Consider the following 20,834-nt stretch of genomic DNA (forward strand, 5'->3'; position numbering starts at 1 on the left):
TGCCGTTCGTCCAGCGCACCAGAAGATCGCTGGTGCCGTCCCCGGTGAAGTCACCCGCGGTCATCACCGCCGCGTTCTTCCATTCCGGGTCCTTGATCAGCTGTACGTCCTTGCCGAACCCGTAGGCGCCATTGCCCGGGTAGAGGGAGACCTCCCCGTCCGACCAACGCACGATCAAATCACTGGTGTTGTTGCGCACCGAGGCGGAATGGAAGCTGCCTGCGGTCATGAGGCGCGCGTGCTGCCAGGTTCCGGCCCCGCCCATGGTGAACTTTCCGTCCAGGGGAAGGTCGGCGACAGCCTGCCGGTAGAGCCACGTCGCGTCGTCGTCGAACTGCGAGGTGTACGAGGTGTGGTCGTACTGTCCGCCGGTCTTGTAACCGCCGATGACACCGACCAGATTGCCGCGCTGCCCGTCGAAGTCCTCGATGAACGGACCGCCGCTGACGCCCGCCCGGTAACCGTCGCACTGGATCTCCATGAAACGGCCCTGGAATGCCCGGGTGTCGTTGGTGCACGACAACGGCGTCTTCTGGCCTCCCGGGTAGCCGACGGCGGTGACGCTCTCGCGGGCCAGGTGTGCGGAATCGACGGCTGTGAGGGTGTTGCCGGGGCCTGCGGCGTCCTCCAGCAACTGGCCCTGGGCGTTGGCCCCTACCCGCAGGAAGGCGAAGTCCACGTCGTCGTCGGCGGGGCTCTGCTGGTAGCGGTGGTCGATCCAGACCTTGCCGTCCAGGACGGGGAAGATGCCGTACGGCGTCTCGCCGGCCTGGCCCGACTTGGTCGTCCCGGCGCGGTAGCCGGGGACGAAGGCGGCGTCACGCAGCGAGGTGTTGCCCTTGAGGCAGTGCGCGGCCGTGACGACCAGGCTCTTGGTGGCGGACGTGACGGTGCTGGCCGTGCAGAACTGGTTGTGGGTCGCGCTGCCGTCCTTGCCGCGCAGCAGGAACACGCCGACGGTGGGGATGCCCTCGGCCACCTGGTGGGTCGGCTCCGCCGACCGCTTGCGCCGCACGCCGGGTGCGGGCTGACCGCCCTCGCTCTTCTCCCCGGCCTCGGCGGTCTCCACCGGCACCGCACTGCGGATACGTTCCGGCGTCCAGTACCGCTCGGTCTCCTTTGCCTTACGCACCTGCTCAGGCGCTGAAGGATCCGGCGTGCCCGCGGTCATCTGCACCGCGTCCGGCGCCGCCGCGGAAACGGCGGGCGAGCCTTCCGTCGGCGGCGGGGTGGCGCCGGCGGCCGCCGCGGCGGAGATTCCGGCGCCGGCCAGGGTCAGGGAGGCCACGCCGAGGGTGGTGGCGCGCAGCCAGAAAGTACGTTTCATGAAGTGCTCTTTGCGAAGAAACGGGCTCGGCCGGCAACCCGGCCGAGCAGAATACGGATAGAAAATTCGAGACGGCTGTCAGGGAATGCGCGGCCCGGCCGACAGTGGCGGTGTGACCGTCAGCGGAATGTCCAGGACATTGCCGGACGGGGTGGACGGAGCAGCCGGGCCGGCGGGAGCGTCTTCGGACGGGATGGCCAGACGCAGGAGGTAGGAGCCCGGGCGCGGCCCGGTGTGCAGAGGCGGCAGGGCGATTCGGCCGTCGGCGTCCGCAGGGGGCAGGAGCAAGGAACGCACCGAGCGGTCGTGTGCGTCCCGAAGGGACGGCCCGTCGAGAACGGGCGCCGGCTTCTCGCCCTTGGCGGCGGTCAGCACGGTCACGGCGATGCGCAGGCCGGCGGCGGGGCGGCCGTTCCGGGTGACCCGCACGGACGGCAGCTCGGAGAGGAGACTGTCCGGGCCCGCCTGCAGAGGCAGCGACAGCGGCGGACGCTGCGGGTCGTGGTGGTCCTGGTGGTCCCGGTCCCACAGCTCCAGACGGTAGGAGGGCGGCCGGACGGTGACCGTGAAGTCGACAGCCGGGCCACGTCCACCGGGCGCGGTCGCGGTGAGCGTGAAACGTCCAGGGCGGTCGCCGGGCTGAAGGGCGGGGGCGGTGGCGATGCCGCCCCGGTCTGCCGTCACCGTCACGGTGGCGGCCTCCCCCGGCAGTCGTACACCGGTGCCGCGGAACGTGACCCGGGCGCCGGGCACCGGGTGGCCGTGCGCGTCGAGGGCCCGGACCTGCGGCTTTCGGCCGAAGGCCGTACCGACTTCGGCCTCCAGGTGCCGGTCGCCGAGGCTCTCCAGCCGTACGACGGTGTGGTGATCCGCGACCGGCTCGGGGGCAGGGTCCGGCTTGGCCGGCGGGCGGTGGGGGGGGCACCGGGCGGCCCCCGGTGCCGGTCCCCTGGCCCGACGGAACACGCTTCGACGCACCGGAGCCACCGGACCCGCCGGAGTCCGGGGGCAGCCTCCGGTTCCGGTCCGGCTGAGCCGGCTGGCCGGTACGGGTGGGCTGGTAACCCCGGCGTACGTCGGACGCCCTCTCCGCGGGGTCGGGCCGGTGCGGCGTGGCCGGAGCGTCGTCCGGCGTCTCAGTGACCCCGGCGCCCCGATAGGTGTCCATCCACTTCCGTACGGCATTCACATACGCACGGGAATTGTTGTAACTCAGAATCGCCCGGTCGAGATCGGCCCCCCGGCTCAGATCCCTGTCCCCCGCACACAGATAACGCGCCGTACCCAATGCCGCATCAAACATATTGTTCGGGTCCTTGACCCCGTCACCATTACCGTCCGCGCCCCAGCTCCCCCACGTCGACGGAATGAACTGCATCGGTCCCACCGCACGGTCGAACGCCGCATCCCCGTCCCACCGTCCCCCATCGGTGTCCCGGATCAGCGCGAACTGCACCCCGTCCAGCCGCGGCCCCCGGATCGGCCGCGCCGTCGAGCCGTCACCACGCAATCCGTAACCAGAGGCATGCACGGACTCCACCCGCCCGATCCCCGCCACCAACTGCCACGGCAGACGACACGACGGCTGACTCCCCCGCAACACCCCCTCCGCCTTCCGATACGCAGCCAAAGCCGTAGCCGGGATACCCGCAGTACCCGGCGACGCCTGACCAGCGTCTCCCGCGTCGGGCTCCCTGCCCTGGCCGTCCCGCAGGAGGTTGGGCAGGTCGAGGGCGGGGTCGCCGCGGTGCCGGGACTGCGGGCTGTCAGGGCCGGTGGCGGCCTGGCGGGCATCGGCGCGCGAGGGGCCGGTGGCTTCCAGAGGGCTGAGTGTCGCCGCGGCGCTCAGGCTGGCGGCCAGGGCGCAGGCACACAGGCTCTGACGCACCCGGCGGGCGACCAGAGTGGGCAGGGTGGGGAACGGGTTCACGGGCGGGCAGGTCCTTGGCGTGCGGAGAAGTGCAAGGAGCACGGTGTCGTGGACACCGGCTCGTGGAGGAGCACCGGCGGGAGCGGGACGCCCCGGCCGGTGCCGGGCTCAGGGCCGGAAGATCGACTGTTCGGTCGCGGCCCTGGCAGCGGTCCGGCCGGCCCTCGGGTACGACGGCCGGCCGGACTGCGGTGAGGTGCGTGCCTCAGCCGACGAGCTTGACCTCGCCGTGCGTCCCTTGGGCGTCCACGCCCGGGTAGATGCCGAGCGTCTGGTCGGCCCAGCGCACGATGACGTCGTTGGGCCGGTCGTTGGCGACGAAGGCACCCGCGCCGACCACGGTCGCGCCGGACCACGGCGACTTGGCCGGGCGGAGCTGGATCTCGCCGTGGAAGCCGGCGGTGTCCACGCCCGGGTAGATGGTGGCCTCACCGTCGGACCAGCGCACCAGCAGGTCCGCGGTCTTCTTGCCGGTGAACTCGCCGGAGGTGATCTGCGTGGCGTGCGGCCACGTCTTGTTCGCCTTGGTCAGCACCTTCTGGGCAGCCGGCTTCACGCCGTTCGTGTCCAGGTCGGGGTGGAGCGTGACGTGGCCGTCTTCCCAGACGACCAGCAGGTCGTCGCGCTGCGCGTTGGCGGTGTACCGGCCCGCGGTGATCTGCGTGGTCTTCGTCCAGTCCGCGCTCTTGGCCAGCATCTTCTCCCCGTGGAAACCGTCCTTGTCCACGTGGGTGTACTGGGTCACCTCACCGTCGACCCAGCGCACCACCAGGCCGTCCGAGCCGTCGCCGAAGCTGGCGCCGGTGATCTGCCGGGCGTAGTCCCAGGTGCTCTTCTTCTTGGGCGTGTTCGGGGCCGCCAGCCGGTATTCGGCGACGAAGGGGTGCTTGGCGTCCTTGTCGTCACCACCCTGGTAGAGGGTCATCTCGGCGTCGGTCCAGCGCACGATCAGGTCCATGTGCCGGGTACCGCCGGCCGAACCGCCGGTAAAGTAGCCCGACGCGACGTGCGTGGCCTTGCCCCACGGCGCGTTGGGGAAGACGCTGCGGTAACGGACCTTGCTGACCCAGTCGTTCAGGTCGTCGACCCGGGAGTCCACGGCGTCCGTGCGGGTCTCCTCCGGGTCGGTTCCCAGGCAACCGCCCTGCCAGGACGTACTGTTGATACCCACCAGCTCCAGGCGGCCGCCCGCCTCACGCACCGCCGGCCCGCCGGTGTCGCCCTTGCACACCGCCGTGTTCTTGCCGGTGATGCCCAGCTTCCCGTCCTGGACCGTACCGACGGTGAAAGAGCTCGCACGCAGCTTGGTCGGTACCCACGCGGTCGTCGTCCGGCCGAACCCGGCGACCTTCAGCTGCTCCCCCGCCACCGGGGCCGTGGTGCCGATCGTCACGGGAGTGACGCCGGCGACCGGCTTGGCGAGCTTGGCCATCACCAGGTCCCGGCCCTGGTACGGCACCAGTTCGTCGACCTGGACCTCGCTGCCGCCCGACCCGGTCAGGTCGGTACGGCCGATGGTGGCCGTCGTCGGCCAAGCGGGCTTGCCCTCGGAGACCTGCGGCGCCTTGGCCGGGTCGGCGGCGAAGCAGCTCGCCGCGGTGAGCAGCCACTGCTTGTCGACCAGCGCGCCGGAGCAGCTGCGCTTGCCGTCACCGATGTCGAGCTTGGCGGTGAACGCGTAATCGCCGGTGGCGACGGACGCATTCGCGACAGCGTGGGCGGTGGCGCTGGTCAGCACGCCGGCCGCGAGAGTGGTGGTGAGGATTCCCGCGAGCCATCCGGCGCGGGCACGTCTGCTGTACATATCCCTTTTCTCAAACCCCGTGGTCATTGCTGGCTGCCGCTGTCGATCAGCGGCAGTCTGAGAACGCTCGATCAACCGACGCGAAGCTCAAGAAGGTCAGCCTTCTTACCGCCCGAGGGGACATCGGCAACGCCGACCGTCTTCACCTGGTTCGGGCCGTCATTGGTGACGACGGTCTGCTTCTTGCCCTCAGAGGTGAGGATGGCCTTGACGACCTGCTTCTCGGTCCAGATACCGCTCACATCGGGCACCTCCATGGTGAGGTTCCCCTTCTTGCCGGTCACCTTGAAGCAGTAGAAGACGGTGTCGAACGCCTTGTTGGCCTCGACCTTGATCTTCCAGTCGCCGGAGCACTCGGTCAGAAGGATGTGACCGTCACCCTTGAGGAGCTTGAGGCCCTTCTCGGCCAGGATCTTGTCCGCGCCCGGGTAGCCGAAGTCCTCGACGGCGGAGGGCATTTCGTCTGTCGCTGCCTGCTGCACGCCGGCGCTCGCGGGGCGCGGAGCGGCCTGGGCCGTGGCGAGCGCGGAGACCGCTGCGATGCTCGTGACGGCACCGACGACGCCGACGACCAGCCTCTTACGGGCGCTAGGTATCACCAGGGGTTCCTTCCGAGGGGCATGCGGCGCCGCACGGCGGCCACATGAGAAATCCATTAAAGAGCAGCCGTGAACTTATCACCTGAACATCCCGACCAACCATTTACGACCCATGGGTAACGAAGTGATCACAAATCCGACTTCGCGCCCCATGTCGTCGCGGCCCACCAGACCTGACCGGCGGCCGAGACGGCACCGCCGACGTGCCCCCGGCAACCGCCCGAGAGAGAGATCCGACGTTCCCGACGCCGTTATGCTCGCCGCGCCGAAAGCCGGCAACGCGTGAACAACCTGAAGGGTTGTGTAGTGAGAGCGAGAGGAAAGTGGCGGCTCGGTATACGCGCTGTATGCGCGACCGCGCTGTCACTGACGATCGTCGCGGGGGCAGTCGGGACGAGTCCCGCGTTCGCGACGGAAGAATCAGATGTATGGCCAGAGGATCAGGATCTCGATCCCATCCCGGATTCCCCTCGCGGCCGCATCGTCAAGTTGTGGCAGGAGGGCGGGCCAGGCGTCAAGGCGGCTGCGGAAGCCGCCCTGTTGGGTACCGACGAGGACGTCCAGCGTTTTCTGGACAAGGAGCACGTTCTCCTTGAAGCCAAGGACGACCGTATCGAAGCCTTGCAGATCGTCTCCTTGGGCGGCGTCAATGTGCGGGGCGCAGCCACCCAGGCACTGTCGGCCGACAATCCGGAAACACTGCGGAACTTCCTGAAGGACGGCTGGGAGAAGCCGCTTCAGGCAGACCAGCGCATCGAGGCCCAGCAAGCGATCAGCACGGGCGGGCGGTACATCCAGGAGGCCGCCAAGACGGCACTGAACGGCACGCCCGACGACGTACGCGAGTTCCTGGACACGACCCGTTACTCCGCGGAAAAGGCGGACAACCGGGTCCAGATCCTGCAGATTCTGAGCACCGGCGGCCCAGCGGCCAAGGAAGCCGCGAAGGCTGCCCTCGAGGGGTCCGCCGAAGATTACAAGGAGTTCCTGGAGGTCGGCCAGTACGTCGCCCGTGACCGGGACCAGGAACGCGCGACCGTCGAGCAACTGGCACAGCAGGCCAAGGAAGCGGGTGCTCGGGCCAAGCGGGAAACGGATGCCGCCAAGGTGGCCTCCGAGCGCGCGATCGAGGCGTCGAAGCTGGCCAAGGAGGCCGCGGAAGAGGCCAAGCGGGAGACCGAGGCCGCACGCAAGGACTCGTTGAAGGCGGCCAGCGCAGCCGGCCGCGCCGCGAAGGCGGCCAAGTCCGCGGCGCTGGCCGCGCAGCAGGCGATCAGCGCAGCGCGCGCCGCCAACAACGCGGCTCGTGTCGCGGCACACGCCGCCTCCCAGGCCGCGGCCGCCGCGGCCGGTGCGGCCAATGCCGCTTCCCGGGCCCAGAACGCCGCCGCGGCCGCGGCGGGGGACGCCTCCCAGGCCTCCGCCGCGCGTGAGGCCGCTGAACAGGCCCGTGACGCCGCCAAGGGTGCCGAAAAGGCGGCCGACGCCGCCGATCAGGCAGGAATCGCCTCGGACGAAGCGAGCAAGGCCGCTGGTGCGGCGCTGAGCGCCGGCCGTAACGCGGACGCCGCGGCATCCGCGGCGAGCGAGGCGAGCGGTTTCGCGGACGCGGCCGGAGCCCATTCCGGTGAAGCCCGTGCCGCCGCGGCGCAGGCGCGCCGCCACGCAGCCGAGGCCACCCGTGCGGCCAACCGCTCCTCGGCCTTGGCGAAGCAGGCGGCGAGTGAGGCGTATGCGTCACGCAACGCGGCCAGGTCGGCTGCCAAGCATGCCAACAACGCCGCGGCCGCTGCCGAGGACGCGGCCAAGCACGCAGGCGAAGCCAACAAGCAGGCCGAGAAGGCAGCGAACCACGCCAAGGCTGCCAAGGACTCCGCCACCGAGGCCACCAACGCCGTGGCGCAGGCGCGCAAGACCCACGCGCTGGTGCGGCAGACCGAGGAAGAGGAGCTCAAGTCCCGTACGGCCGCCGCGATTGCGAAGGCCAAGGACCTCAAGGACGAGGACGATCAGCGCAAGGCCGTCGAAGCGGCCACGCTGAAGGAGTTCAAGGACCTCAACGCCGAGGCCGACCGCCTGGCCGCCGAGGCCGCCGAGCCCGGCAGCGCGCTCAAGGACACAGCCGCCAAGGGCCGTAAGGTCGCCCTGCGTGTCATGGAGGCCGGTGGCCCCTGGAGCCAGGCAGCCGCCGAGGTCGCCCTGGCCGGCTCGGACGACGAGGTGCGCAAGTACGTACAGTCGGGCCACAAGAAGGCTCTCGAGCAGGACGAACGCTTCCGCACGGAACGCCTGACGGACGAGGGCATATCCGAGGCCGTCAAGCAGGGTGCCGAGAAGGCGCTCCAGGGCGATGCCAAGGCAGTCAGCGACTTCCTGAGCACCGGGCAGCACCAGGTGGCGTCGGCCGAGTACCGCATCCAGACACTGCGGCTGAACAGCACCGGCGACACGCAGGTGAAGGAGGCCGCCAAGGCCGCGCTCAACGACGGTTCCCCCGAGAAGCTGCTGGCCTTCCTGCACCAGGGCCAGTACACCGCCCAGGCGGCGGACGAGCGGATCCGGGCCCTGCAGCTGCTGAGCAACGGCGGTCCGGAGGTCAAGGCCGCCGCCCAGATCGCTCTGGAGGGGCCGCCGCAGCTGTTGCACACCTTCATCGAGGCGGGTCAGTACATGGCCCAGCGCAAGGACAGCCTGGCCGCTACGCACAACGCGCAGATCGAGCGGCTCATCGCTGAGGCCGACGGGGTGGCCGCCACGGCGCGGGAAAACGCCCACAAGGCCAACGAGTACGCGCTGCGGGCGAAGAACGCGGCTGCGGAGGCCGACAAGGCCGCGGCAGAGGCCAAGAAGGCGGCAGGCCAGGCCCGGCAGTACGCGGACGACGCCAAGAAATCGGCTCAGCGGGCCGAGGCATCGGCCCGGCAGGCCGCCGAGTCCGCCAGGAAGGCTCGTGCTGCCGAGGCCGATGCCAAGCGCGCGGCCCTGGACGCGTCCAACTCCGCCGCCCGTGCCGAGGCGTCGGCTGCGATGGCCCGGGGCTCGGCCGACTCGGCCTGGACGGCTGCCAACGACGCGCGCACGTCCGCGCTCCAGGCGGGCAAGGACTCCGAGGCGGCCCAGGAGGCCGCTGATGGTGCCAAGGAGATCGCCGAGCAGAAGAAGAAGGCTGAAGAGGAGGCCAAGCGTCGGGACAAGGAGGCCCGGGAACGGCAGGAAAGGATCAACGAGATCCTCCGGCAGCGGGCCGAGGCGGACAACGAGGACGACCTGAACTGGTCCGACCTCGGCCACTTCGCCGCCGACCTCGGCGGCGCCATTCCCGGCCCGGTCGGCACCATTTCCAATGGCGTCAACTGCGGCTGGTACGCCAAGGACGGCCAGGTCGCCGACGCTGCGGCGTCCTGCGCCGGCATGGTCCCCGGCGTCGGCACGGCCAAGTCCGGCTCGAAGCTGTCCAAGTGGGGCAAGAAGTTCTGGAACGCTGCCTTCAGCAAGAAGGGCAGGCTCCCGAAATTCTGCCCGGTCAACAGTTTCACCCCCGAGACACCGGTCGTGATGGCTGACGGCTCCGCCAAGGCCATCAAGGACATCAACAAGGGTGACAAGGTCCTTGCCGCAGACCCCGAGACGGGTGCGCGCGGAGCACGGCCGGTCGAACAGGTCATCGTCGGCGACGGCACCAAGCACCTGGTCGAGCTGACGATCGACACCGACGGTCCCCGGGGCAACGCCACCGGCACCATCGACGCGACCGACGGGCACCCCCTCTGGGTCGAGAACCTGGGCACCTGGGTCAAGGCCGGGGACATTCGCAAGGGCGCGCTGCTGCGTACCGAGGACGGTTCGAACGTAGAGGTCACGAACACGCGCACCTGGACTGCTTCCCAGCGTGTCTTCAACCTCACGGTCAGCGGTATCCACACCTTCTACGTCCGGGCCGGCTCGACCGCGGTCCTGGTGCACAACAAGGGAGGGTGTCCTGTCCCGCTGCGGGACTGGACCACCAAGCGGTTCCGGTACGGCGACAACGAGTTCCAGCTCGACAAGAAGGGCATGGAGCACATCCTCAAGCGCCACCACCCCAAGTACTGGGACGGTTCCGTCAAGAAGGTGCAGTCGTTCCTTGACCCGAAGCTGTCCGTCGACGACCTCAAGCACGTGGTCGGCGAGGTCATGAATCAGAACCGGGACACCCTGCTTCAGAATGGCATCAAGCACAAGTACCAGGTCACGGGCACGGTCAACGGTGTCAAGTACACGCTCGGCATGAAGAAGGGCGGCCGGGTAGGCCAGCTCTACCCTGTCTACGAGTAGAAACAGGAGTTCAGACCAGTGGTGGACATCGAATCGTTCTTCAGAGTCCCGGACGGCACTTTCGTACGGGCGAGTGACTGTGACGTGGTGCCGTCCGACCCCGACTATGTCGAGGGCGCCCTCGAGCTGTCCGTCTACGGGCAAGAGCTCATCGGCCAGGACGAATGGGACTACATCGACGACCTCTGGTGCTACATCTCCGACATGGTGCCGAAGGTGCAGTCGACGGGTTACGCGGAAACGTATTTCCCGGACCAGCCGATCAAACTCTCTTTCCGGAAAGAGGGCTCCCGGATTCTGGTCACGGCCACCGTCGGCAAGGAAATCAGGAAGGCGAGCGCCGCGTCGGAAGAGTTTCTGACCGCCGTTCGTCGTGCCGGGCTGGCGTTCTTCGACGAGTTGTCGAGACTGCTCCCGGACGAGGACAACGCCGTAGCGCGGCAGGCGCTGTCTTCCTGAACATCAGCGGGCCCCGCCGGCTCACCGGGTCGGCGGGGCCACGCCATAACGATGATTCCTCACCGAGCGGGAGACACGCGCGACAGAGTCACGGTCCCACGCCCCCGGAGCCAGCCGTTCTGGTTGGCATACGGGGACACGCCGGATCTCAGGCCGGGTGAGACCTGCTGACGCCGCCTCCCCCGACTGAAGCGGAGGGCCTTGCCGAGTTCCCACTCGGCAAGGCCCTCCGTCGTCCTATCGGAGCTCGACCACCACACCAGACCCTTCGAGGCGTTGCACGATCTCCTCGAAGTAGGCGAGCTCTTCCTCAAGGCTGTCCACGACCCCGGCCAGTGAGCTACGGGCGGTCTCCGCGTCGTGCCAGACCAGCGTGAAGGGCGGCACCACACCGGCCCCGCCGGCGAGGCAGTCGTTGAACGACGGCCAGTCCATACCGTAGTACCCGCCGGGACCGTGGAACGCCTCGCCCAGGGCGCAGTGCAGCCCATAGACGTCCGTGACGTAGGTGCCGTCGACGTGGTAGGTGCCGCCCGACACGTCGGCGCGCCCCGCGGCCTGGTTCCGGAAAGCGACCTTGAGCCACTCGTGCCTGCCCTCGGGCGTGAACCGGGCCCACTCGTTGAGCGTGTCCGGAACCCCCTCGTACCAGGCCTCCCAGACCGGTTCGGCCAGGAGCGGAGGCGGGTCGTCGACACCGTCGGTGAGCGTGATGTCGAGCAGGTCTCCCCCGAGGACGGACGGGCACACCTCGCCGACCTCCAGCGCAAGGCTCCGGGACGTCATCGGGCGGCCGGAGCGGTCCAGCGCCCACAGCTCGGCGGCTGCCCCTGACTCCGGCGTGTCCAGCACGGCCCGCAGCCGCTCGGTGGGTTCGCAGCCGATCAGCTTCATCGGCTTCTCCGGAGCACCGGCCCGTTCGACGTACAGGCCCTCGACTCCCTGGCAGGTGCCGAGGGAGTCCTTCGCGAACAGCTCGAACCGCCGCCGCCCGGCCGGATCGGAACGGCCCTCCTCCGGCTCGTTCACCCCCGCTTCCATGACGACATCGATCAGGGCGGGGTCACTGCCGCTGGGGCGCCGGTCGACGACATCGGCGTCGATCAGCCCCCACCACTCCACCGGCCGCGTCTCGTTCCAGACTTCGAGGCACAGCTCACCCAGCCGGGCAACCGCCCCGGCGGGCTGCTCGACGGCGGTCCGCAGCGGTCCGGCCGGGTCACACCCGAGAAAGGTCAGACGCTCCCTCGGGGCAGGCACCGGATCGGCGAACAGTCCTTCGGTGTCGGCGCACCGGGCCCACACCTGTTCACCGCCGTCGGCCGCCAGAAGATACCGCAACGGGAAACCGCGTTCCCAGCTCCAGCGGCCGTCCTCAACCTGCACATTTCCTCCTTAACCGCGAACGGCTGCTGATTCCACTCGCCTTATTTCACCACCTCGAAAGCATCCGCCGCCGACACCCCGGCGGGCCACGACGGCCACCCGTGCACCGGCGGCAGGGCCACGGTCCGCCACCACGGGTCCACGATCTGCTCGTCGGCCGGTTCGAAGGGTTTGCCGGGCAGTGGGGCGGCCACCTTGGCGTGTGCCGCGCGTGCTGCCGCGACCGTCCGTTCCACCGGCTCGGACCAGGGGTGCGGGGCGAGGTTGAAGGTGCCCCAGTGGATGGGGAGGAGGGTGCCGGACGGGGTGCCTCCGGACAGGTCGAGGTGGGCGCGCAGGCCCTCCTCCGGCGTCATGTGCACATCCGGCCAGAACTCGCTGTACGCGCCTATCTGGATCATCGTCGCGTCGAACGGGCCGTGTTCGGCGCCGATGTCGGCGAAGCCGGGGAAGTAGCCGGTGTCGCCGCTGTGGAAGACGCGGTGGTCGGGGCCGGCCACCGCCCAGGACGCCCACAGGGTGTGCTGCGGGCCGCGCAGCCCGCGGCCGCAGAAGTGCTGCGCGGGCGTCGCGGTGAGCGTCAGGTCACCGACGGACGCCGACTCGTGCCAGTCCAGTTCGGTGATCCGCTCCTCGGGCACGCCCCACAGTTCGAGGTCGGCACCGATGCCGAGCGGTACGACGAAACGCGTGCCCGTACGGATCAGGGCCTTGACCGTCGGCATGTCCAGGTGGTCGTAGTGGTCGTGCGAGATCACCACGGCGTCGACCGGGTCCAGGTCCCGGAGCGGGAGCGGTACGGGGTGCAGGCGCCGGGGGCCCGCCCAGGTGAACGGCGAGCAGCGCTCGCCCCAGACCGGGTCGAACAGCACCCGGTGCCCGTCGATCTCGGCGAGCACGCTCGAATGCCCCAGCCACGTCAGCCGCAGCCCGGAGGCGGGCGGCTCGCCCCAGTCCGCCGCGGTGGGCCGGTGCACGGGGATGCGGCCGACCGGCGCACGGCGCAGCCGGCCCTCGCGGCTCAGTTGCTGGCGGGCCACGGCCAGCGCGCTGCCCTGCGTCATCTGCCGGGTCGGTACGGGGTTGCGGAACTGGCCGTCGGCGAACTGCGGTGATCTCTGTATCCGCGCCAGCCGCTCCCCGGTGGGCCACGCGCCGAAGACGGCGGGGCGGCGCAGCCCGAACCGCTCTGCGGGACGCGGGGCGGACGAGGACTCACTGCGGGGTCGGGAGCCGGGCACGGCACCTCCATGGATCGGAGCGGTAGCGCTGTCAACGAGTCGCCGTGCGGTGAACGGACCGCCACGCTGACGGGTTCCGGCACGCCGGCGTCCGGGCTCCTGGTGTCCGCCGCGGACACCGTGGCACCCGGACACGACACGTGTTCCCTGCGCATACCGAACCACTCGGCCGCTCCCGGCATTCCGTGGCGGGCCGTGCGGCCCTACCGTCGTGGCATGAGCCAGACGCTGCCGCCTGGGCAGCCACCGGAACGCGAAGACGCCCCGGGCGGTACGCCCTCCGGCGGCGGAACGGCACCGTCGGACGGAATGACGTCGTTACCGCCGCAGGGCGTGGCGGGACAGCCGGGGGCCGCGGATCACCCCGGTACGGACCCGAAGGGCAACGCCCCCGCGGCCGACGACCTGCCCGCGGACGGCCTGCCGGCGACCGGTCCGCCTCCGGCCGAACTGTCCCCGGCCGACCTCCCCCCGCCCGTGGCCCGCGCCGCCCCGCACGTGTCCCGGCCGGGCCTCCGCCTGGTGGCCGTACCTCTGGCGGTCACGCTCGGCCTGCTGGCCGTCGCCGCGCTCGGCACCGGCCTCGTCGGGCGGTTCGGGGCCGCCGAGTCGCCGGAGGCACGTGCCTTCACCTCGCTCCTGGAGTTCGACCTGTGGAGCGCTCTGGTAGGCGCCTCGATCGCGCTGTACGCGGCGGTGGCGTACGCCATGTCGTACGCGGTGCACCGGCGCTGGCGGCAGCCGATCGACCGGCCGGCACCCCGGGCCGTGGCGGTGCTGGTGGCGGGGGCCGTCGTGCTGCTGGGCGCCGTCTTCGGCATCCTGCGCTTCTTCACACCGCCCGGCAGTGTGCCCGTACCGCTCGACGGGCTGGCGTGGCGGATACCGCTGCTGCTCGTCCTGGGGATGCTGGCGGCGGCGCCGGGCGCGGTGGGGCTGTGGGACGTCCAGGTCCGGCTGCTGCGGCTGAGCCGCCGGCTGCCCACCGAACCGGACGTCCTCGCCCCGGTGGGAGCGCTGCGGGAACTGCACCGCGGGTGGCGGGACGCGGTGCGCTTCCTGACCGGCGGCAGCCTGATCATCTCGACCGCGGTCGTCGACGCGGGCGCGCTGCGCAACGCCCTGCTGGCGTACGGCGTCCCCGAGAAGACCTTCCCGGCGTCCTCCGTGCTGCTCTACGGCGCCTTCTTCAGCGTGATGTTCGCGCTGGTCTTCCTGCCGGTCGTGGTGCTGTGGCGATCGGTCGCCGGCCGGCTGGTCGAGGCGACGGTCCGTATCCCGGAGGCCGACGAGCTGACCGAGGACTGGGTGGAGCGCCGGGCGCGGCTGGTGGCCTTCCTGCGCCTGGACGTCTCGCTGCCGAAGGTATTGGCCCCGGCTTTCGGCATCCTGGCGCCCCTGGCCACCGGCGTGGTCAGCCTGTTCCTGCCGGGCGGGGCACGGTGACACACCGCCCGGCGGTCTCCTGGCGCGCCGTCAGGCCGCCCGCTGGAGCGGTACGACGCTCGTCGGCGGGGCGCCGGCGCCGGGCCGGAGCGGCAGCAGTACGGTCCGCAGCACCGTGCGCGGAGCCATCAGGCGGGACGGCGGCGCGGTCAGGCAGGAGACGTCGCGGAACGCGGCGCCGAGGGCGGGGTCGACGACGGAGCGGAGGATGAGCCGCTGCACGTACCAGGACATCAGCCGCTCGCCCAGGCTCGAGCGGGCGTCCGCGCCGCTCGCGTACGGACGGTCGGCGCCGATGGCGATCATCCAGGCGGGCTCGGTGGCGCGGGCCACCGCGCGCTGCGCCCGCCGCGCCAGCCCCGGGCTCAGGCCGCCCCCGGATTGCAGGGTGCGGCGCAGCGCCAAGGCGTCCAGCGCGGCGATCGACATGCCCTGTCCGTAGACCGGGTTGAAGGTGCAGTTGGCGTCGCCGACGACGACGAACCCTTCGGGAACGGCGCCGGGCCGTTCGTAGTGCCGGCGGCGGTTGGCGGTGTCACGGAAGCCGTAGACGGGCGAGACCGGTTCGGTGTGCGGCAGCAGGCTGTGGATGTACGGGTCGCCGATCGTGGCGGTGAAGTCGGCGAAGCCCTGGTCGTCGGTGGGCGGGTGGTGGCCGCGTACGCCCGCGGCGGTCAGCAGCCAGGTGCCGTTCTCGACCGGTACGTACACCGCGCCGCGCGGACTCCCGGGCCAGCCGGGGATGTTGATGCCCATGTCCGGTGCGCCGGCCGGGCCGGTGGGGCGGAACATCCGGGTCGCGTAGGCGAGGCCGGCGTCCACGGTCTCCTGGCGCGGGGCGGGGCGGCCCAGTTCGGCGAACCACTGCGGCGCCTTGGAACTGCGCCCGGAGGCGTCGACGACGAGCACGGCGGGCACGGTCCGCTCGGCCGGACCCGCTCCGCCGGAGGGCCCGCCGCCCGGCCGGACCCGTACCCGCACGCCCGTGACCCGCCCCGCGTCGCCGGTCAGGCCGACCCCCTCGGTCGCCTCCAGCACCTCCAGGCGGGTGGCCGACGCGGCCGCCGCCCGCAGCACACGGGCCCGTACGACGCCGTCGATCACCGGGCGGGTGACCGACAGGCACCCGTGGCGGCGTTCTTCGAAGCGGTGCTGCCAGCCCACGGAGGTCCGGGTGACCAGGTCGCTCGGCGGGTAGAGGGTGCGTGCTCCGGCGTCGGTGAACGCCTGACCCGTGCCGGGCAGCAGTTCCTCCAGCGCGCGGAGGCCGCCGCTGAGGAAGACGTGCAGATGACGGGCCTGCGGTACGCCCTTACGGAAGACGTTTCCGGCCGGGTACCGGTCGCGTTCGACGACGGTGACGGTGTCCACGTACCCGAACAGGGCGGTGGCCGCGAGCATCCCGGCGAGCCCGCCGCCGATGACGACCGCGTGCCGCTCCCCAGCCGTTCCGGTGGTCTCTTCCACCGCTGCCCCCGTCCTGCCGCCAGGGCGGCCCTTCAGGTCCGGCGGACGGCCCTCGCCCCACCGGTCGCGCACGGACTCTCACCCTCGGACCACCGGGCGGCGCTGTCAATCACCACTCTGCGCACTTGGACGCGCCGCCCGCGCGGCGGTACCGGCGGGGCGGGTCCCTACTTCCGGCCCACTCCGCCGTAGAAGATGATGTTGTTCAGCTCCTCCGGGCCCGGGGGCGGCCCGTCCGGGCGCCACAGCGGCACCCGCACCACGCCCGGCTGCAGCAGCTCGAACGGCCCGAAAAGCGGCTCGATCCCGCTCCTGGTCCGCAGGTTCAGGGTGGCCGTCGCGTTCTTGTAGACGTCCAGCACGCCGTCCCGGGCCCGTTCGTCCGTGCGGCCCTGCTCGTACGCCTCGTACGGTTCGCCCGTGGCGTGTGACAGCACGAGGACACTGCCGGCGGGCAGGGCGCTTGCCAGGGTGGCAACGATCCCCGCCGGGTCCTCGTCGTCGCGGACGAAGTGCAGGACGGCCACCAGCAGCACGGCCACCGGCTGGTCGAAGTCGATCAGTTCGCGCACCGTCGGGTGGTCGAGGATCGCCTGCGGGTCGCGCACGTCGGCCAGCACGAAGCCGGTGTCCTCGGTGGTCGTCAGCCGCGCCCCCGCGTGCGTGGCGACGATGGGGTCGTTGTCCACGTAGACGACCCGTACGCCGGGCGCCGTCTCCCGGGCCACCTCGTGGGTGTTGGGCGAGGTGGGGATGCCCGTACCGATGTCGATGATCTGCCGGATGCCGCCGGCGACCACCTCGCGCACCGCGCGGTGCAGGAACGCCCGGTTGGCACGGGCGCTCAGCCGCACCTGCGGGTGCGCCTCGATGACGCGCTGCGCGGCTTCCCGGTCGACCTCGTAGTTGTCCCGGCCGTCCAGGTAGTAGTCGTACATCCGGGCGGGGTGCGGCTTGCTGGTGTCGATCTCCTCGGCCTTGAAGGCCGCCGCGTCCTGCAGCCCCTGCGAGCCGTCCTCGTCCCACGAGCCGATCACGCCCCGGGAGAATTCCGTTTCCGTCACGCCGTCCTCCGGTCGGAGCCGCAGCCGCAGCCGCACGGCGCGGCGGTGAGCAGGAAGTCGGCGGCGCCGGCCTTCGCGCCCTCGATGAAGCTCTTGATCTCACGGTGGGTGTAGATCAGGGCCGGGCCGCCCGGGTCGGTGGACTGGCGCAGCGCCACCCGTCCGTCACCCAGTCGCAGCGCCTCGACGCACTCGCCGCCGTTGCCGCCGCTCCACGGCTTGTGCCAGCCGTCGCTGCCCAGCTCGGTGGCGGGCATGCCGTTGTAGATGCGTATGCGATCCATGGTTCAGATCTCCTTGCGAAAGCCGCCCAGAAGGGCCTCGGTGGTCTGTGCCGGTGCGGCTTGCGCGCACATCCGGTCCAGTGCCTCCAGGAACTGCGAGACGTCGTCGCGCTGGTCGAAATAGACGGCGCCCACCAGGTTCTCCGCGTACGCGATGTCGGGCAGTTCCGGGATCGGGAAGCGGAAGATGTGGAACGGCCCGTACATCGAGGGGTGCGGTCCGGCGGCGAACGGAATGATCTGCAGCCGGACGTTGGGCAGGGTGGTGGCCTCGGCGAGGTGGGCGATCTGTGCGCGCATCACCCGCGGGCCGCCGATCGGGCGCCGGAAGACGGTCTCGTCCATGACCACCCAGAGCATGGGCGCGTCGGGGCGGGTGAGCAGCGACTGCCGCTCCAGGCGCAGCGCGACCGCGCGGTCGATCTCCTCCCGCGCCGCGTGCGGCATACCGGCGCGCAGGACGGCGTGGGCGTACTCCTCGGTCTGCAGCAGCCCCGGTACGTAGTGGGGCTGGTAGCCGCGGATGAGGTTGGCCTCGCTCTCCAGGCTCACGTAGGCGCTGAACCACTCGGGCAGCACGTCGCGGTAGTTGTGCCACCAGCCGGGCCGGTTGGCCTCGCGCGCGAGCTTGAGGAAGCCGTCGATCTCGTCCTTGTCGGTGACGCCGTAGGTCGCCAGCAGCTTCTCCACGTACGGGATCTTGAGGCCGACCTCGGCCTTCTCCATGCGCCGTACGGTGGCGTGCGTGACATCGAGCGCGGCGGCCGCCTGCTCGTAGGACAGCCCCGCCTTCTCGCGCAGGTCCTGCAGCCTCTTGCCGAGCACCACCCGCAGGACGGTCGGAGCGCCACCCGACCGTGCTTCCGCCACTTCTGATCCCCTCCCACTGACACGAGTGATCAGCAGTGTGTCATGCCGTCAGCACACCGAACAGACTGCGCTTGCGATTCTGCAAATTACACATTGATCCTTGCCATCGGTGACCAACATCGCACATAGTTGCGGAGTGGCTTCCTCCAACAACGCTCCTTCGTTAGGGCGCTGTGGCGGCTTCGTCGCCGAGCGTCTCCGGGACGCGTTCCACTTGCCGGCCCGCAGCACCTCCGTACCGGAGGCGCGCAGACGCGTGATCGCCGTGCTGCACGAGTGGGGCGCGGCAGAACAGGTCTGTGACGACGCCGAGTTGGTGGTGTCGGAGCTGTTCACCAACGCCGTACGGCACACCGACAGCGAAAAGGTCGACTGCGAACTGACGGTCGTCGGCGCCTTCCTGCGCCTGGAGATCACCGATCAGGGCCGGGGCGACTCGGCACCGCACGTCCAGCCCGGCAGCGTGGACAAGGAGTGCGGCCGGGGCCTGTTCCTCGTGGGCGCGCTCTCCGAGAGCTGGGGCGTGCGCCCCGACCCGTCCGGCCGCGGCCGCACCGTCTGGGCCGACCTTCCCTACGGGCCTCCCGCCGCACACTGAAACCGCCGCCCGCGCCTGAACGGCGGGCGGCGGTGTGGCATGGCCGTCTCCCTTGTCACGGCTTCCGCTGCCGCTACAGCGGGAGCAGATCCGGCCGCTTCGGCTCCACGTGATCACCGGAGGACTCGCCGCGCAGCCGGCGGCCGATCCACGGCACCAGATGCTCCCGCGCCCAGTGGATGTTGTCACGGCGCGCCTCGGCCGCGGTGCGCCCGGCCTCCGGCGGCCACGCCTGGTCCGGGTCGGCCGGGACGTCGAGGCCCAGCACCTGCGCGGCGCGCAGCGCCACCCGGGTGTGCCCGTCGGCCGACAGGTGCAGCCGGTCCTCGCTCCAGGCCCGCCGGTCCTGCACGGACTTCAGCGACCACAGGTCCAGGACCGGGCAGTCGTGCCGGTCGGCGATCGCCCGGACGTGCGCGGTGTACGTCGCGATCTTGCCGCGCAGATGCCGCAGCACCGGCATGCCCCGGGTGTCGAACCCGGTGCACAGCAGCACGGTCCCGACCTTCTCCCGCAGGTCGGCGACGGCCGCCTCGTACCGCTCGGCCACCGCGTCCGGGTCCGAGCCCGGCCGCAGGATGTCGTTGCCGCCGGCACAGAACGTCACCAGGTCGGGGGCCAGCTCCTTGGCCCGCGGCACCTGTTCCTCCACGATCTGGTCCAGCAGGCGTCCGCGGACCGCGAGGTTGGCGTAGCGGAACTCGCCCTCCGCGCGCCGGTCCGACAGCAGGACCGCCAGCCGGTCCGCCCAGCCGATGTACGCCCCGTCACGGCCGGGATCCCCGACTCCCTCGGTGAAGCTGTCCCCGACGGCTGCGTACGACCCGATGGCGCCAAGTGCGCCACTGCTCATCTTCTTCGAATCGTCTGCCACGTCAGGACATACTTCACCCCGGGAAGTGACTTACGCCACCGTAACCAGGGGTTGACGTGGGGTGATTAATGCCACCCGGTCAAATTCTGATCAAGTCGGAATAGAAAACGAGGACGATAAACGGCTTTTTTCAGTCGTTTGTCGGGGTGTGGACGTGGCTGAGCGACGGGGGGCGGAAGGCGGTCGGCGGCTCCGCGAGCATGGCGTGCGCACCGCTCCGGCTCCTCTCCGGCACGGCCGCCGAACCAGCCGTCACCGGCCTGATTGCGGGCTGCACCGATGTCGTATCGTCAAAGTGGCCCGCCTCGTCGACGAGCAGCGTCGGCGACCTGTCCCGAGGAGCGCCCGTGACCCAGCAGATCCCGGAGGTCCCGTCGACCGACTCCGAGCTCGCGGAGGTGCGCAACTTCCGTGACGTGGGCGGGTTGCCGACCGTGGACGGGCGCCGGGTGCGCAAGGGCCGGCTGTTCCGCAGCGGTCACCTGGCGGCGGCCACCGAGGCGGACGCCGCCTTCCTCGCCGGTCTCGGGCTGCACACGGTCTTCGACTTCCGCAACGCCGCCGACATCAAGCTGGAGGGCCCCGACGTCACCCTGCCCGGCGTACGGAACGTCAACATCCCGCTGACCGACCCGGCCGACGGCGCCGAGTTCTGGGCGATGGTGCGCGACGGCGAGCTGGGCCACCTGCGTACGGCGCTGGGCGACGGCAAGGCGGCGGACCGGATGGCACAGACGTACCGCCACATCATCACCACCCGCACCGCCGACCACAGCCGCGTCCTGCACGCACTCGCCGAGGACAGCGTCCCCGCGCTCATGCACTGCGCCGCCGGCAAGGACCGGGCGGGCCTGTCCGTGGCCGTCACCCTGCTCGCGGTCGGTGTCGAGCCGGAGGCCGTCGAGGCCGACTACCTGGAGTCCAACGCCGCGCACCGCCGGTACAAGGTGCGCCGCTCCGACACCTCGGCGGTCGGCATGTCCCCCGAGGTCATGGAGCTGCTCGCGCCGCTCTTCGACGCCCGCGCCGAGTACCTGGCCGCGGCCCTCGACGCCATCAAGACGACCTGGGGCTCGACGGAGGCGTACTTCAGCGAGGGCCTGGGGCTGACCCCCGAGACCCGCGAGCGGCTGCGTTCCCAGCTTCTGGAGGACTGAGCGGCTCCTCCCCC

16 protein-coding genes and 1 pseudogene are annotated in these 20,834 nt (G+C 70.7%); 5 read left to right on the forward strand and 12 right to left on the reverse strand.

Annotation, left to right across the window (positions count from 1 at the left end):
* The 5 genes and pseudogenes from ACZ4QV_RS16035 to ACZ4QV_RS16055 all read right to left on the reverse strand — a co-directional run.
* A partial coding sequence (locus tag ACZ4QV_RS16035) for a trypsin-like peptidase domain-containing protein (protein WP_361592904.1) occupies positions 1 to 1,327 on the reverse strand: 1,327 nt, incomplete at its 3' end.
* Positions 1,328 to 1,405: 78 nt separating this feature from the next.
* Positions 1,406 to 2,305 carry an Ig-like domain-containing protein gene (locus tag ACZ4QV_RS16040; protein ID WP_467762987.1) on the reverse strand — a complete coding sequence of 300 codons (900 nt, stop codon included), beginning with the start codon at positions 2,303 to 2,305 and terminating at the stop codon, positions 1,406 to 1,408.
* A gap of 301 nt (positions 2,306 to 2,606) precedes the next feature.
* A pseudogene (locus tag ACZ4QV_RS16045) lies at positions 2,607 to 2,705 on the reverse strand (hypothetical protein); the annotation flags it as partial.
* A gap of 757 nt (positions 2,706 to 3,462) precedes the next feature.
* The gene (locus tag ACZ4QV_RS16050; protein WP_361619696.1) at positions 3,463 to 5,061 is read right to left on the reverse strand and encodes a S1 family peptidase; all 1,599 of its coding nucleotides are present in this window, start codon (positions 5,059 to 5,061) and stop codon (positions 3,463 to 3,465) included.
* Between the two features lie 71 nt (positions 5,062 to 5,132).
* Complete coding sequence (locus tag ACZ4QV_RS16055) at positions 5,133 to 5,660, reverse strand: hypothetical protein (RefSeq protein ID WP_361883421.1); 528 nt, start codon at positions 5,658 to 5,660, stop codon at positions 5,133 to 5,135.
* A gap of 306 nt (positions 5,661 to 5,966) precedes the next feature.
* Between ACZ4QV_RS16055 and ACZ4QV_RS16060 the strand changes: the two genes are divergently transcribed.
* Positions 5,967 to 9,974 (forward strand): polymorphic toxin-type HINT domain-containing protein, encoded by a 4,008-nt coding sequence (locus tag ACZ4QV_RS16060; RefSeq protein WP_361619700.1) that lies wholly within the window; start codon positions 5,967 to 5,969, stop codon positions 9,972 to 9,974.
* 18 nt (positions 9,975 to 9,992) lie between these two features.
* Positions 9,993 to 10,433 carry a hypothetical protein gene (locus ACZ4QV_RS16065; RefSeq protein WP_361640066.1) on the forward strand — a complete coding sequence of 147 codons (441 nt, stop codon included), beginning with the start codon at positions 9,993 to 9,995 and terminating at the stop codon, positions 10,431 to 10,433.
* A 237-nt stretch (positions 10,434 to 10,670) separates the two neighbouring features.
* Here the strand turns inward: ACZ4QV_RS16065 and ACZ4QV_RS16070 are convergent, their stop codons facing one another.
* Both ACZ4QV_RS16070 and ACZ4QV_RS16075 read right to left on the reverse strand, forming a co-directional pair.
* Positions 10,671 to 11,819 carry a barstar family protein gene (locus tag ACZ4QV_RS16070; RefSeq protein WP_467762988.1) on the reverse strand — a complete coding sequence of 383 codons (1,149 nt, stop codon included), beginning with the start codon at positions 11,817 to 11,819 and terminating at the stop codon, positions 10,671 to 10,673.
* Positions 11,820 to 11,860: 41 nt separating this feature from the next.
* Positions 11,861 to 13,060: an MBL fold metallo-hydrolase gene (locus ACZ4QV_RS16075; RefSeq protein ID WP_467762989.1), complete on the reverse strand. Its 1,200-nt coding sequence runs from the start codon at positions 13,058 to 13,060 to the stop codon at positions 11,861 to 11,863.
* A gap of 216 nt (positions 13,061 to 13,276) precedes the next feature.
* On the opposite strand from ACZ4QV_RS16075, the gene ACZ4QV_RS16080 reads away from it, so the two are divergent.
* Positions 13,277 to 14,506, forward strand: a complete 1,230-nt coding sequence (locus tag ACZ4QV_RS16080) for a hypothetical protein (protein ID WP_467762990.1) — start codon at positions 13,277 to 13,279, stop codon at positions 14,504 to 14,506.
* Between the two features lie 30 nt (positions 14,507 to 14,536).
* Here the strand turns inward: ACZ4QV_RS16080 and ACZ4QV_RS16085 are convergent, their stop codons facing one another.
* The 4 genes from ACZ4QV_RS16085 to ACZ4QV_RS16100 all read right to left on the reverse strand — a co-directional run bounded on the left by ACZ4QV_RS16085 (position 14,537) and on the right by ACZ4QV_RS16100 (position 18,191).
* Positions 14,537 to 15,973: an FAD-dependent monooxygenase gene (locus tag ACZ4QV_RS16085; protein ID WP_467762991.1), complete on the reverse strand. Its 1,437-nt coding sequence runs from the start codon at positions 15,971 to 15,973 to the stop codon at positions 14,537 to 14,539.
* 167 nt (positions 15,974 to 16,140) lie between these two features.
* The gene (locus ACZ4QV_RS16090) at positions 16,141 to 17,010 is read right to left on the reverse strand and encodes an SAM-dependent methyltransferase (RefSeq protein ID WP_467763103.1); all 870 of its coding nucleotides are present in this window, start codon (positions 17,008 to 17,010) and stop codon (positions 16,141 to 16,143) included.
* A gap of 23 nt (positions 17,011 to 17,033) precedes the next feature.
* On the reverse strand, positions 17,034 to 17,321 hold the full coding sequence (locus tag ACZ4QV_RS16095; protein WP_361148149.1) for a DUF397 domain-containing protein: 288 nt from the start codon (positions 17,319 to 17,321) through the stop codon (positions 17,034 to 17,036).
* 3 nt (positions 17,322 to 17,324) lie between these two features.
* Positions 17,325 to 18,191, reverse strand: coding sequence for a helix-turn-helix domain-containing protein (locus ACZ4QV_RS16100; protein ID WP_361148151.1), 867 nt, complete (start codon positions 18,189 to 18,191; stop codon positions 17,325 to 17,327).
* Positions 18,192 to 18,327: 136 nt separating this feature from the next.
* Here ACZ4QV_RS16100 and ACZ4QV_RS16105 point away from each other — a divergent pair, with 136 nt between their 5' ends.
* Complete coding sequence (locus ACZ4QV_RS16105) at positions 18,328 to 18,789, forward strand: ATP-binding protein (protein ID WP_361148153.1); 462 nt, start codon at positions 18,328 to 18,330, stop codon at positions 18,787 to 18,789.
* A 73-nt stretch (positions 18,790 to 18,862) separates the two neighbouring features.
* Here ACZ4QV_RS16105 and ACZ4QV_RS16110 read toward each other — a convergent pair whose 3' ends face one another.
* Positions 18,863 to 19,663, reverse strand: a complete 801-nt coding sequence (locus ACZ4QV_RS16110; protein ID WP_361148155.1) for an SGNH/GDSL hydrolase family protein — start codon at positions 19,661 to 19,663, stop codon at positions 18,863 to 18,865.
* 347 nt (positions 19,664 to 20,010) lie between these two features.
* Here ACZ4QV_RS16110 and ACZ4QV_RS16115 point away from each other — a divergent pair, with 347 nt between their 5' ends.
* A complete protein-coding gene (locus ACZ4QV_RS16115) occupies positions 20,011 to 20,820 on the forward strand; it encodes a tyrosine-protein phosphatase (RefSeq protein WP_361148157.1) in 810 nt (269 codons plus the stop codon).
* The last annotated feature ends 14 nt before the right edge of the window (positions 20,821 to 20,834 follow it).

The sequence above is a fragment of the Streptomyces sp. NPDC026394 genome (assembly GCF_055567735.1).